General features: G+C 67.5%; 2 protein-coding genes. Both read right to left on the bottom strand.

Going from position 1 to position 14781, the window contains the following annotated elements; all coding sequences use genetic code 11:
• Positions 1-6: 6 nt before the first annotated feature.
• The gene (locus CEK68_RS01840; RefSeq protein WP_152238357.1) at positions 7-477 is read right to left on the bottom strand and encodes a lytic transglycosylase; all 471 of its coding nucleotides are present in this window, start codon (positions 475-477) and stop codon (positions 7-9) included.
• Entirely contained in the window at positions 474-14762 is a 14289-nt protein-coding gene (locus CEK68_RS01835; protein ID WP_152238356.1) for a hemagglutinin repeat-containing protein, read from the bottom strand. Before CEK68_RS01835 ends, CEK68_RS01840 begins: the two co-directional genes overlap by 4 nt.
• Between the last annotated feature and the right edge of the window lie 19 nt (positions 14763-14781).

The raw sequence follows: 14781 nt of genomic DNA, 5'->3' as shown, positions 1-14781 counted from the left end.
TCCGATTCATCTTTCTATTTTGAAAATTCCTTGGTAGTCACCGAATTCAGAAAATTTCTCGTAGTTTTTATCAGGATTGAATTTTGAATTCGCAACCTCAGACTCGCGAGGATTGAACTTATCCCGCCTAATAAAAAGATCGCCTTCTGGCTTAAAAATATAAGTATCAGCAGCTGCAATTTCCTGTGCTTCGGCAATATAGCTCCTATAAACTGCCATTACCAAAAACCAGCGCCCCCCTTCAATGAGCTTGAACTGATACGAGATATATTCCCTAAGTAAATTGTCCAGAAAGCCGACGCAAACAAATCCTTTTTTTAAAAAAATCTCTGCAAATGCTGACGGAGAGGAAGCCGAATTGACCAGCACTGTGTATGGCTCACGTTGCTCATGCCGATTTTCAGCGACTTCCTTCGAATAAATTTCCAAAGGAATTTTTTCAGATCTAGACCAAGCGCGGCAGTAATAAAAATTCATTTGTACACCTTTTTGCTAACATCCCTTATTTCAACGCCCATATTTCTTGCGTAGTCAATTAAACTTTGAGCAATTCCACTTTTTTGTTCGGGTACTTCTAAAATCAGCTTACCTTGCAGGGTCGTCCCCTTTAATTCCGAAGCCGTACTTTTTACATCGGCTATTTCTGTCCCATAAGAATATTTTTTTACAGCCTCTCTTATGTAGCCTTTCGCCGCATCTTCGGAAATTTCTGAAAGCTGCGTATATTTTCTTGAAATAATTTCACCAGCGGCTGGATCGTATGAGTCAACCCTATAATACCCACCTTCAGGATTAACCACGTAGACTTCGTTGTATGGATAGTTTTTTGCCTGCTCTTTGTTGAAATCATTACCATCATCAAGACGCTTTAGCCATTCAGGCTTTGTGCCAGCAACGGGAATTCCGTCAATTTTTCCACTTTTAGCGAACTCAATTGCCTCTTCAGAATCATATATCTTTCCAGAAGTCGACTGTAGGACAACATCACCGTCTTGATTAACTACGCGACGGAAGCCGTCCGGGAGCCCACCGGTCTCGTTCGCGGCCGCTCCTCCAGACTTCAACGTACTATAGCCAGCAGGCACTTCAGGGAAGCCAGCCAAACCAGAGGTATCAATTCCATTGCCTCTGGGCACATCCACCACGCTGTTCGGGTTGGGCGCCTCTGGCTTCAACAACGGTACTTCAGTGAGTACATCTCCCGCAGTGCCGGTCGTTGCAGTCTCCTTCACCACCAACGGCAGCACCGAATCAGAAGCGCCCTTGGTTGAATTCAAGGCTTCCTTGATGATGGTGACGGCCTTGCCGGCAACGATTCCACCCAACTCACCGACCTTGGACAGCACCACGGCCCCAGCGACCGCACTGAGAGCGCCCTTCGCATCGCCCGTCACCAGCTTGTGCGTTACATCCGCGACGAACCCGACATCGCCAGTGAAGGTCGTCCCGATGGCCCATGCGTCACGGTTCAAGACGCCATGGACATAGTCATCGGTCCAGCCAGCATCCGTGCGATTCAGCGCCTGCAGTAAGTGGCGCTGGTCGTCCTGACTTGTTGCTGTGCGCAGCACTGCTCCGTACACCTGATCAAGCGCTGGTGTGCCGCGCAAGGCGTTGGCGAACATCGAATGGTCGTTGTACTGGGCCCAGTCGGCAGAGAAATCCGTGTAGTCGGGCTTACTCTGCTTGAGTGCGTCCAGGAAGCTGAGCGCGTTTCCATCCTGGGCGACTAACCCGCCCATGCCGAGGATGTCGTTCCAACGGCTATCCGTTTGACGCATGGCCTGGACGATCAGGCGCTGCCGCGCGGCTTCCACCTGTTGTGGTGTGCATGCATCGCCACATTCCATCGCTGCGAACGTGGCAGCATTGGCATTGATCTTCTTCAGCTCGTCCGGATGCAGCTGCCGGTTGAAGTTCTCTCCATCCACTGCAACCCCGGCGCCAGTCTCGCCGCCGGCGACACCGCCAACCAACGCGCTGACCAGGTTCTGCACAAGCTTCGATTCACCTTCGGTAAGCGGGCGTGCAAGTTCCGCGGCGCCTGCACCTAGCGCACCTTGCATCGCATTTCCGCCACCAAGGCTCGCAGCGATCGCACCCGCGACGGCGTGCATCAGTGTCTTACCGGTTCCGCCGTCTTTCCAGAGATCGTTTTGCTCCTGGTACTCCGCCATGGTGGCTTTGGCAGTGTCCAGGTTCTGCTGGATTAGGGCGCGCTGCTCCGGAGTTAGATCGTCACGCTTCAATTGCCTTTCAGCGCCATCGGCAACAAGTGCGGCGTCCTTGTATTTGCTGGTCAGCGCGTCTCCAATCGCTCCAACCGTGCGGAAGCCAACCTCCCCCGCGACCTTGGCCATCTCCATTTGATCTTGGACTTTACGTTCGTCGAAGATCTGCTTCAGACCGGACTGCTGCAGCTCAGTCGCGTTACGATCCAGGTTTGCGACCGCCGAGTCGTCTCCGTTGCGAACTTCGATCGACCCTGCTGAGACGCTGCTCTTGGTGACGCTGGTGGTGCTGCCGTTCTGACCTCCAGCCAAACTCAGGGCGGCTCCAAGCGCTGCCTTGGTCGCACTGGACGCCATGTCCGAGCTGACTCCGACGCTGCTGGCTTTGTACTCCGCCTTGTTCTGCACGTCCTCGACAGTCAGGCTATTGGTGCTCAGGCGGTTCCTCTCGGCATCGGCGGTGCTGGCGATGGCGCCACCGATCAGGTGCGTGTCGCCGCCAACGGTAACGTCAAACCCACCATTACCAGCCTGGATTCCACTCTGCTCCTTGACGCTGGTGTAGCTGCTGTCGATCTTCTGCTGACTGTAATAGCCGCTGGCGTTGCCCCCGGTGCTATAGCCGTAGACCAATTGCACGCCTGCCTGCTGCTGCTTGCTCTTGTAGTCGTTGGTATCCTGCTCGCTCTGGATCAGCAGGTCGCCGCCGACCTTGGCCAGTACCTTGTCGCCGATGGCCTGTGCGCCTTTGATCGTTGTGTCGTTGCCACTGGCCAGGATCAGCGTGTCCTTGGCCGTGACCACGCTTTCGGTATGCAATTCGCTGTTGCCCTTGGCACTGCCCTTGCCGGCGTATGCAGTCAGGTAGACGCCAGTGGTGGTGCCGACGCTCACACCGATCTCGCCGCCGGCATTCTTGTTGCTCGACTTCTCGGTGTTGGTCTCTTGCTGACTCAGCAGGTTGAGGTTATTGGCCGCCGCCAAAGCGACGTTCTGGCCGTCGATCTTGCTGCCGATCACATTCAAGTCGCCGCCGGTGGCGGCGATGGTGACGTTGCCGTCGCTCAGGATGCGGCTGCCGCCGGTGGTTTCCTCGTGAGTAACGGTCTTGCTGGAAGCGCTGCTGGCACCGATGCCGATGCGCAGGCTGACTCCGCCCATCTGTGCGCCTTGCGCGTCAGCGGCTTGGTAGGCATCGACGCTGTCCTTGACTGCGTAACCAGCCTTGGCCGCATAAAGCGCCTGCAGTCGGCTATCCTCGACTTCGCTGCCGCGCTTGGTGGCGCCATATGCCGCTTCGGCCGCCTGTACCACCGCGCCGGTCAGGCCCAGGGTGATCCCCGCACTCTGCTGCTTTGAGGTCTGCACCGTGTCCACGCGATTCTCGACCGCGGCGATAGTCACGTCCTTGCCGACGATGGCGGTGCCGGTCTTGCTCAGCACGTCGCTGCCGGTGATCGCCACGGCATTGCCGGCGGTGAGGGTGACGGAGCCATCGGTGCTGCCGACCAAGCTGCCGCTCTGGCTCACCTCGGTGGTGTTGAGTGTATTGGTCTGCTTGCTCGCACCCAGGGTGACGCTGAAGCCGCCGCCGCTGTACAGGCCGGTCTTCTTGACCTTCTTGTCGTGCTCCTCGCTGTGCGTGTTCTGCGCCGTCTCCAGCGTCAGGTCGTTGCCCGCAGCAACGACCACATTGCCGGTGCCGGCGACCTGCGCGCCTTGCGAGAGCAGGTCGTGGCCGGCCGCGATCTGCACGGTGTCGCCACTGAGCGTGGTTGCCACCGCGGTGCTGTCGTGCCACTCGTCATGCGTGGTGGTGGTCTTGCTGGACAGGAAGCCGGTTTTCTTCTTCTGCATGTCCTGCACGGCGTCGTGCTGCTCCTGCGCGGCGAGCAGGTTGACGTCGTTGCCGGCGGACACCGCCAGCGCGCCCTTGTCGGTGAACGCCTTGGCCGCGGTCAGGTTCACGTCGTGGCCGGACTGCAGGGCGATGTCGCCGCCGGCGGTGAACTCGGTGCCGTGGACGGTCTCGTCGCGGGTGCGGGTCGTCTGCTTGAAGCGATTGCGCGTTTCTACGGTGGTACTTGTATCGACCGTGGTCAGGGTGGTGCTGTTGAGGTCGTTGCCTGCGACCACCGCCAAACCCTTACCGGCATTGAGCTTGGCCGCGGTCAGATTGACGTCGTGGCCGGCGCTGAGCACCAGGTTGCCGCCGGCGGTGAGAGCTTGCTGGTCGATGGCTTGGATGTTGCTGGCCGTGACGACCTTGGTCTTGCCTTGGCGAGTCTCGTCGGTGGTGGTGTGGCTGTCTCCCAGCACCGAGGTCACGTCGAGGTCGTGTCCAGCTGCGGCCATCAGGTCGCCGCCGGCCTTCACCTGCGCCTGGCGGATGATCAGATCGTTGCCGGCGGCCAGTTGCAGATTGCCGCCGACCGTCAGGCTGGATGTATCGCCACCGCGCATCAAGCCGGATTCGTCACGCAGCGCTGTAGGTTGCAGCAGCAGGTTGTTGCCTGCTTGCAACGCGGCATCGTTGCCGGCCTGTAGGGTGGTGCCGGTCAGGCTGAGGTCGCGGCCGGCCTGCAGCAGCAGGTTGTTGCCGGCAGTGATGCCCGAACGCAGGTCGCCGCCGGCGAGGGCGTCGCGGCTGGTGCTAGTGAGGTCGCGGCCGGCACTGAGCAGCACGTCGCGGCCGGCGATCTGGCCGCCGAGGTTGAGCAGGTCCTGACTGGCCTGCAACGCCACCGTGCCGCTGGACACGATGCGGCCCTGGTTCAGCAGGTTGCCGACGTTGGCGCTGACATTGGCGCCGCCGATGGTGCCGGTGTTGCTCAGGCCGGCCGTGGCGTTGAGCGAGACGTCGCCGTTGTCGCTGGCCAGCAATGCGCCGTCGCTGCGCAGGGTCAGCGCGGTCTTCGACGACAGGTACACCACCGGCACCAGCACCTTCTGGCCTTGGTACTCCTGTTCCACCATCCACACCATGTCGTGGGTCAGCGCGGCGACCTGGTCGGCGGTCAGCGCCACGCCCACGCTCAGGTGTAGGGTGCCGGCCTCGGCGACGCCGCCGTCGAGCAGCGCGCGGTACTGGGCCACGCCGTCGGCGTAGTTGCCCAGGTAACGGCGGCCGGTGAGCTGGGTGATCTGGTCCAGCACCAGCCGCTGTTCGTAGAAACCATCGCCCAGGCGGGTCTGGGTCCACTGCGGATCCACGCCGAGTTTGTCGAGCAGGTAGTCGCTGCTGATGAAGTTGTTGTAGTCGACGAAACGCGGATCGGTCTCGATCAGATAGCGGCGGCCGGGGGCGCTGGTGCTGGCCTTGACCCCGCCCAGGCCGTTGGCAGCCCGACCCAGCGTGTTGACGCTGGCGCCGTTGCTGCCGACCAGGCGGTACAGCCCGCCCATCGGCAGCACGATGTTGCCCAGCGGCACGCCGACGCCGCCGACCACCTGCGGCACCTGGCCGGTACCCGGATCGATCTGCTGGTACTGAGTCGGCACGCTGCCGGCGGTCAGCACCACCTGCGCGGTGCCGGCCTGGACCTGGCTGCGGCTGCCGCTGCCGGCGCCGCCGAGCTGGGCCTGCACGCCGCTGGCCTGGACCTGGGACGCAGTGGCACTGCCGCCATCGGCCAGGGTGGCCTGGCCGTCGTCGATGCGGATGGCACCGAGGCTGGCGGTGGCGATCCGGTTGCCGACGTTGGCCTTGGTCGGCGTCGCAGCGGTCTGCGCCTGCACGGCGATACCGCCAGCGCCGTCGGCGCTCTTGGTGACGTACGGGTTCAGGCCCGTGCCTTGGGTAGCGTTGAAGGACGCGCCGCCGATGCTGCGACCATCGCTGCCGACCGCGCCGTTGCGGATGGTGGCGCCACTGATCGAAACGCCCTGTCCGCCGGTCATGTTGGCGGCGAGGGCGATGTAGCTGTTGTCCAGAATCCCTGAGTTGTATTCGTTTTCTTCTACGTTGTACTCACAGCCGTCTGCACGATAGCCGCGTGCGCAATCACCATCCTGAAGAACGGCCACTTGTTCGATGTCGGTGTACTTGGTGCGCTGGCTTAACGCCAGCGCGTTGTTGCTTACGATCTCTTGCCCACTAATCAGGGCATCACTCAAGCCGCTCGTGCTATGACGATTGACAAAGAGCAGACCGGCTGCGGCGACCGTCGACGCATAGTTGTTCACGCTGCCGGACATGGAGATGTTCCGTCCAGCGAGGATGCGTCCCTCGGCGCTGGCGGAGATGAATTTGTCGCGACTGATGACGTCGTAGGTCCGGGTTTCGCGCAGGATGATTCTGTCGCCGAGGTTTGGACCATTCGGTTCGGGTGCCGGCTCACCGACGTACAAGTCTTCACTAGGTGTCGTGGCATTGATTGCCTCGCGCTCGGCATCCGACAGCGGTGCGGCCTCGGCATTTACCACGCGCCGCCGGTTATTGATCTGATTGGCCGCGATCAGGATGCTGCCATCGGCCTCGATGCTGCCGGAGACGTTGTCCAGCGTGCCGGTGCGCGCGGTGAGCGTGCCGTTGCCGTCGCGCGCGGCGCCGATGGCGATGTTGCCGAGGCTGAAGATCTTCGCGTCGCGGTTGACCAGTTGGTCGCGCACCAGCAGGGTCATGCCGCTGGTGGCGCCGATCAGCGCGCTGCCGTAGGCGGCGTTGTCGGTGGCGCCGCCCAGGTCGGCACCGTTGACCAGGGTGCCGGTGTCCACCAGCACGTTGCCGCCGACCAGGCTGCCGGTGTTGGACACCGACCCGGCAGTGACCTGCAGGTTGCCGCTGGCGGAGAGGTCGCCGGCGTTGCTGACGCTGCCGCCGGTGTTCAACTGCACGTTGCCCGAGCGCATGCTGGCGCCGGCCACGTTGTTGATGCTGCTGGCATTGATGCCCAGGCTGCGCCCGGCCTGCAGCGCCGAGGCGTTGACGAAGTTGCCGCCCACCGCCAGGCGGAAGTCGCCGTTGCTGGTGATGTCGGCACCGGCGCGATGGGTGTAATCGCTGCGGATGGTCAGGTCGAGCAGGTTCTGGCCGAGGATGCTGCCGCCGCCGTCGAAGCCGACGGTGTCGATGACCACGTCGCCCGCGCCGCCGGCGCTGCTGCCGGCGCCGATCTGCCCGCCGCTGTTGCTCAGGCTCTGCAGATTCAGGCGCACCGCCTGCTCGGCCTTGATCTTGCCGTTGCGGTTGTCGAGCGTGGCGCCGCTCCGCTGCAACAGCATGCTGGCGCCGGCGTAGACGCTGCCGCCCTGGTTGTCGAGCGCGTTGGTGTTGGCGACCAGGTCGCCGCCGGCCACCAGTTGCCCGCTGCCGTTGGCGATGCTGGCGGCGTCGAGCACGACGCTGCCGCGCCCGCCCAGGCTGCCGCCGACGTTGCGCAACTCGCCGCCGGTGGTGAGCCGGGTCAGGCCGCCGCCGTTGTTGACGACGCTGCCCTGGCTGTTGTCGATGCGGCCGCCGGACAGGGTCATGGCGTTGCCGCTGTCGAGCTGGCCGCCGCTGTTGAGCAGCGCCCCGGCGACGGCGACGCTGAGGTCGCGGGCGGCGCCGATGCGGCCGCTCTGGTGATTGTCGAGCTGGCCGCGCGCGGTCAACGCCAGGTCGCGCCCGGCCTGCAGGGTCCCGCCGCTGTTGCTTGCGTTCTCCGCGTTCAGCGTCAGATCGGTGCTGGCGCCGATCACGCCCGCATCGTTGTTCAACGTATGCGCCAGATCCACGCGCAGGTCGCCACCCGCACCACCGCTGCTCAGCGCCTGCATGGTGCCGCCGCGGTTTTCGAGGCTGTCGGCGCGCAGCACCAGGCTGCCGCCGGCGGCCTGCACCACGCCGAGGCGGTTGTCGAGCGCGCCGCTGCCCAGTTGCACATTCAAGCCGCGTGCGGACACGCTGCCGCCGATATTGCCCAGGCCGGCCGCGGTGACGCTGGCATCGCCGGCCGCGGCGATGGCGCCGCCCTGGTTGTCGAGCGTGTTGCCGGTGCTGAGCTGCAGCTGACCCTGGGTGAGGATGCGACCGCCGGCATTGCCGAGGGCGCCGCTGCTGCTGACCGTCAGCGTGCCGCTACCGGCGTGTTCGATGCGCCCTTGCGCGTTGTTGATCGACGCCGCGCCCAGTTGCAGGTCGCTGCCGTTGCTGACCAGGCGGCCGCCGCCGTTGTCGAACGCGCCGGTGACGGCAATGCGGGTGGTGCCGCTGCCGCTCTGCACCAGGCTGCCGCTGCCGTTGCGCAGCGTCGCCGCGCCCAGGTCCAGGCCCGCCGCCTGCAGCGTGCCGCCGACGCCGTTGAGCGCGCTGTTGTCCAGCGCGCCACCGGCGCGCACGGTGAGCAGGCCGCCGGCCAGCAGGTCGGCGCCGCGATGGTCGACGTCGCCGCTGGCGGTCAGCGTGGCGTTGCCGCCGACGCGGGCGGTGCTGCCGGCCAGCGCGAGTTGCGCGGCATCGGCGGCGAGGTTGCCGGCGGCGATCAGGCGGCCGCTGGCGCTGAGCGTGCCATCGGCATGCAGGGTCAGCGCGCCGCTGTTGCCGAGGCTGCCATCGGCGCGCACGCCGGCCGCGGCCACGCCGCCGATGGAGACATCGCCGCCGCTCAGGCGCAGATTGCCGCTGGACAGGGTCTGCCCGGCGTTGTCGATGCGCTGGCCCTGCAGCGCGACGTCCGCGCCACTGACGGTGCCGTGCTGGAGCACGCTGGCGTCGCTGCCGAGCAGGACCTGGTTGGCGTTGAGGGTGCCGGTCACGGTCAGGTCGCCGTGCGCCTGCAGTTGCAGCGTGGTCGCCGCGCTCAAGGCGCCGCTCTGGTTGAGCGCGCCGCCGGCCTGTGCGCTGAACCCGCCGGCCGAGGCCAGGGTGCCGCCCAGGTTCAGATCGCCCTGGCTGACCAGGGCCACGTCGCCGGTTTCGCTGCCGAGCTGGCCGCTGCTGGCGACGCTGGCCGCCTGCACGCGCAGGGCGCTGCCGGCGATCAGGTCGCCGCGATTGTCGACCGCACCGTTGGCGGTCAGCGCCAGGCGCTGCACGCCGTAGCTGCGCCCGGTCTGCTGCAGCGAACCGACGTCCAGCTGCAGGCGCTGGCGCGCACGCAGCGCGCCGGCGTTGCTGAGCAGGCCGCTCACGGTGAAGGTGCCGTTGCCCAGCGCGGCGAGCAGGCCGCTGCTGCTATTGGTGGCGCTGGCGGCGGTGAGCGTCAGGTCGCTACCGGCGACGACCTGGGCGGCGTTGTCAAGCGCGCCGGTGGCGCGCAGGTCGAGCGTCGAAGCGGACTGCACCAGGCCACCGAGGGTGAGGTCGCCGGTGCTGGTCATCGCCAGCGTGGTACCGGCATCGACGGTGCCCTGGCTGTCGATGGCCGCGCCGTTCAACTGCAGCGCGCCGGCACTGTGCAGCACGCTCTGGCTGCCGCTGCGCAGGGTGCGTCCGGCTTGCAGGGCGGCGTCCTGGCCGGCGCTGACGCTGCCGTTTACTTGTAGGTCGCGTTGCGCCTGCACCTGCAGGCCTTGCGTGGTGGCGAGCTGGCCGCCCAGGGTCAGGTCGCGCCCGGCGCGCAGGCCCAGCGTCTGTGCGCTGAGCGTGCCGGTCTGCAGCAGATCGCCCTGCGCCTGCGCGCTGAGTGCGCTGGCGGCGGCGACGGTGCCGCCCAGCGTCAGGTCACCCTGGCTGGTCAGCGTCACCTGGCCGCTCTGGCTGCCGAGCTGGCCGGTGCTGGCGATGCGCGCGGCATCGAGTTGCAGGTCGCGCTTGGCGATCAACTCGCCCTGGCTGTCGATGGCGCCGCTGGCGCGCAGGTTCAGCGTGTCGCCAGCGTAGGCCTGGCCGCTGTGCTGCAGATCGCCGACCTGCAGGGTCATGGCCTGGCCGGACTGCAAGGTGCCGGCGTTGGCGAGGGTGCCGGCGGTGGTCAGGGCCAGCGCACCCTTCGCGGCGAGGCTGCCGCCTTGGGCATTGGCGATGCCGGCGGCGGCGACGCTGAGGTCGCGGCCGGCCAGCACCTGCGCGGCATTGGTCAGTTGGGTGCCTGCGGCGAGCGCGACGTCGCGCCCGGCCTGGGCCACGCCGGCCACGGCCAGGGTGCCATCGCTGCGCAGGGCCAGATCGGTGGCGGCGTCGAGCGTGCCGCGGCTGTCGAGGCTGCCGCCTTGCAGGGTGATGGCGCCGGCCGTGCTCTGCAGCACCGCCGCATTGCCGGTGGCGACGCTGGCGCCTTGCAGTTGCAGATCGCCGGTGGTCAGGGCCTGGCCATCGATACGCAGCGCGCGTTGCGCCTGCAGCGTGGCGTTGGTCGCGCTCTGCAACCCACCGGCGACGCCGACATCGCGCCCGCTCAGGGCGATCGCGCGCGCCTTGGCCACGCCGTCCAGGCGCAGGTCGCCCAGCGCGGTGGCGTTCAATGCCTGCGCGGCGATCACGCTGCCGCCCAGCTGCAGGTCGCCCTGGCTGGTAAGCGTGACCTGGCCGTTCTGGCTACCGAACTGGCCGCTGTTGCTGAGGCTACCCACGTCCACCAGCAGGTCGCCGCCGGCGATCACGTTGCCGCGGTTGTCCATCGCGCCGCTGCTGCGCAGCGTCAGTGCCTGGCCGGTGGAGAGCGTGCCGCCGTGCTGCACGCTGCCCGCCTGCAGTTGCAGCGATTGTTCGCCGCGCAGCAAGCCGGCGTTGTCGAGCAATCCATCGACGTGCAGATCCAGCCCGCGGCCGGCGGCCAGCGTGCCGGCAGCGCGGTTGACCGCGCTCGCCGCTTGCACCTGCAGATCGCGCCCGGCCACCACGCGGGCGCTGTTGTCGAACGCACCGGCGGCAGCCAGCAGCACGTCGTTGCCGCCCTGGGCGATGCCAGCCAGGCGCAGCGCGTCCTGGCTGTGCAGGGTCAGGTCGGTGCCGGCGTCGAGCGCACCCCGGCTGTCGATGCTGCCACCGTCCACGGCGATGGCCGCGGTGCTCTGCAGCACCGCGGCGCTGCCGGTGCCGACGCTGGCGCCGCTCAGCTGCACGTTGCCGCCGGCCAGCGCCTGCCCGTCCAGTTGCAGCGCGCGTTGTGCCTGCGCCTGCAGGGTCGACGCACTTTGCACCGTGCCGGCCATGCTCAAATCGCGCCCCGCCTCCAGCTGCACGGACTGCGCCTTGCTGGTACCGCCGTGGAGCAGATCGCCCGCCGCCTGCAGGCGCAGCGCGGTGCCGGCGATTTGCGTGCCGGTCACTTGCAGATCGCCGGCGCTGACGACGCCGAGCTGTCCGTCCTGGCTGCCGAGCTGACCGCTGCTGGCGACGCTGCCGGCGCTGATCGCCACATCGTGCTTGCCGATCAAGTCACCGCTGTTGATCAGTGCGGTGGCCGCCTGCACGGTCAACGTATCGCCGGCATAGCTGCGGCCGCTCTGTTGCAGGCTGCCCACGTTCAAGGTCGCGGCCTGGCCGGCCTGCACCAGGCCGGCGTTGTCGAAGTTGCCCTGCACGCTGGCGTCGAGCGTCGTCTGCGCGAGCCACTGGCCTTGCGCCTGGTTGCGGGCGCTGGCCGCGGTGAGCTGCAGCGCGCGTCCGGCGAACACCTTGGCCTGGTTGTCAAGGGTGCCGCCGGCCAGCACCGCGACGTCGCGCCCGGCCTGGGCGATGCCGGCCAGATGGATATCGCCCGTGCTGTGCAGGCGCAGATCGGTGCCTGCGTCCAACGCGCCCTGGCTGTCCAGCGCGGCGGTGTCCACCTGCAGGGCGGTGGCGCTCTGCAGGATGGCGCCGTTCCCCAACGCGACGCTGGCGGCGTTGACGCCGACCGCGCCGCTCGCGCTGGCCTGGCCGTCCACGCGCAGCGCACGTTGCGCCTGCAGTTGCAGGATGTCGGTGCTGTGCACCGTGCCCGCCACGCCCAGGTCGCCCGCGGCTGCGAGCTGCACGCCGGTCGCACGCAGGCTGCCGCGCTGCTGCAGATCGCCCAGCGCCTGCGCGTTCAAGGCGCCGGCGGCCACGACCACGCCGTCGAGTTGCACGTCGCCGCGGCTGTTCAGCACGACCTGGCCGTGCTGGCTGCCGAGCTGGCCGCTGCTGGCGAGACTGCCGGCGTCGATCTGCACGTCGCCGCCGCCGACCAGATCGCCCTGGTTGGCGACGGCGCCATCGACGGTCAGCGTCAGCGTCGTGCCGGCATTGGCCGAGCCGGTCTGCGCGAGGCTGGCGGCGCGCAGGCCGAGCGCGCCACCGGCGTACAGCTGGCCGTCGTTGGACAGCACGGTCGCGCTGCTCAGGCTGACATCGCCCAGGGCCGACAGGCTGGCGCCAGCGACGTTGCTGAGGCTGCTGGCGTCGGCGCTGAGCGCGCCGCCGGCCACGACCAGGGCCTGGTTCTGCAGCGCCCCGGCGCTGCTCAGCGCGAGGTCGCCACGCGATTGCACGGTGCCAGCCAGCGACAGGTCGCCGGCGCTGCGCAGCGCCAGGGTGGTGCCGGCATCCAGCACGCCGGCCTGGGCGATGCTGGCGCCGTCCAGCGCCAGTGCGCCGCCGCTCTGCACCTGCCCACTCTGCAGCAATGCGCCCTGCGCATGCAGCGTGGCATTGCCGCCGGCCGCCAGGGTGGCGCTGCTGCGCAACTGGCCATCGGCGCTCAACTGCAGATCGCCATCGGTGCGGACCACACCGTCCAACGTGGCGTCGCCGGCCGCCTGCAGTTGCGCGCTGCCTGCGCTCAGCGTGCCCGATTGCAGCAAGGCGCCGCCGGCCTGCGCGGTCAGCGCGCCCTTTGCCGCCACCTGCCCGGCCAGGGCCAGGTCGCCGCGGCTGCGCAGGGCGACGTCGCCGCCCTGGCTGCCGAGTTCGCCGCTGCTGCGCAGTTGCGCCGCGTCCACGCTCAGCGCCGCGCCGGCCACCAGGCTACCGCTGTTGTTCAGCGCCGCAGTGCTGGCAAGCGTGGCGTTGCGCCCGGCGTAGCTGCCGCCGCTGTTGCCGACGCTGGCCGCGTCGATGCGCAGGTCGCGTCCGGCATACAGGGTGCCGGCGTTGTCGAGCACGCCCGGCGTCGCCAGCGCGATGTCGCCGCCGGCCGAGACCACCGCACCAGCCGCATTGCCGATCGCCGCCGCGCCCAGGTCCAGGCGCCCGCCGGCGCTGAGCTGGCCGAGCGTGTCCAGGCGGCCGCCGGCCTGCACGCTGGCGTCCTGCCAGGACTGCGCGAGGCCGGACAGGCGCATGTCGGCGTCGCTGCGCAGGCTGAGACCGGTACCGGCGTCGAGCACGCCGGCGGCGTCGATCCGCGCCGCCTGCACCGCCAGGCTGCCGGCGCTCTGCACTGTGCCGGCGCGCTGCAGCCAGGCCGCGCCGGCCTGCAACTGCGCCGCGCCACCGGCGTAGGCGCTACCGCTGCTGCGCAATTCGCCGCTGGCACTCAGCGCCAGATCGCCGCCGCTGTAGAGGCTGCCGCCAGCGTCCAGCTCCGAGCCGAACAAGCTGATGGCGCCGGCGCTGCTGCGCCCGCTGTGCGCCAGCGCGCCGCTGGCCGCGGCATCGAGCAGGCCATGGGCGATGGTGTCGCCGCTCAGCGCCAGTTGCGCGGCGCGCAGGCGCACGCCGGCCTGCTGCGAGCCGAGGACGCCTTGCTGGCTCAGCGCGCCGGCCGCGCGCAGGTCGACGTCGTCGCGGGCCACCGCGGTGCCGGCCAGGCTCAGCTGGCCGGCGCTGTCGATCTGCAGGCTGCCGCTCTGCGCGGACAGGGTGCCGCGGCTGACCACGCCCACGCCGGCCTCGGTGGCGATCAGGCGGATGCGGTCGGCGTACATGCCGCCCAGATACGCCACGTCGATGCCGATCGCCGGCGGTGCGCCGTCGCTGCCCGGCAGCACCTCCAGCAGCATGCCGTCGTAGCCGATACGCTGCGCACCGGCGCTGGCCAGCAGATCCTTGGCCCACACCGAACCGCCCACGCTCAACTGCCGCGACAGCAGATCCAGGCGGTCCACGTTGTACGCGTCCAGACCGTTGCTGCCGACGCTCAGCGCCCCGCCGGTGATGGAGAAACCGTTCAAGGCGCCGTCGGCGCCGAGCAGCGGCGTGCCGGTGGCCAGGGTGACGCGCGAGGTGTTGAGGAAGCCGCAGCCGTCGCAGACGATACCGTTGGGGTTGGCGATCACCAGTTGCGCCTTGGCGCCGGCGATCTCGGTATAGCCCTGCAGGCGGCTGGTGGTGGAGGTGACTTCGTTGAGGATCAGCGTGGCCGCGCCGCTGTTCTTCAGGTTGTCGTTGCCGGCGATGTAACCGCCGAGTTCGGTCTTGGAGATCTGCGCGCTGTTGTTGAGGATCAGGCCGTTGCTGCCGACGTCGAAGCGCGAATAGCGGTTGTGCGAGACGCCGCGCGCGTTGGGGGCGACGATGTCGACCACCGGCACGCCGTTGGCGGCGGCCTGCTGGCCGGGCTGGCGCCCGTCCGGATTGGCGACCGGTGCGACCTGCGCGTACAGCGGCAGCGAGGTCCAGGTGACGGTGCAGCACAACAGCGCGGCCAGGCCGCGCTTGAGCGGCTCGAGCAGGCGGTGGCGGCGGTCGTCGGTACGGTCCATGTGCATCGTCGTCTCTCTC

Source organism: Xanthomonas sp. LMG 12461 (assembly GCF_009192935.1).
Classification (GTDB): Bacteria; Pseudomonadota; Gammaproteobacteria; order Xanthomonadales; family Xanthomonadaceae; genus Xanthomonas_A; species Xanthomonas_A sontii.
This window is presented reverse-complemented; position numbering and strand designations above follow the sequence as displayed.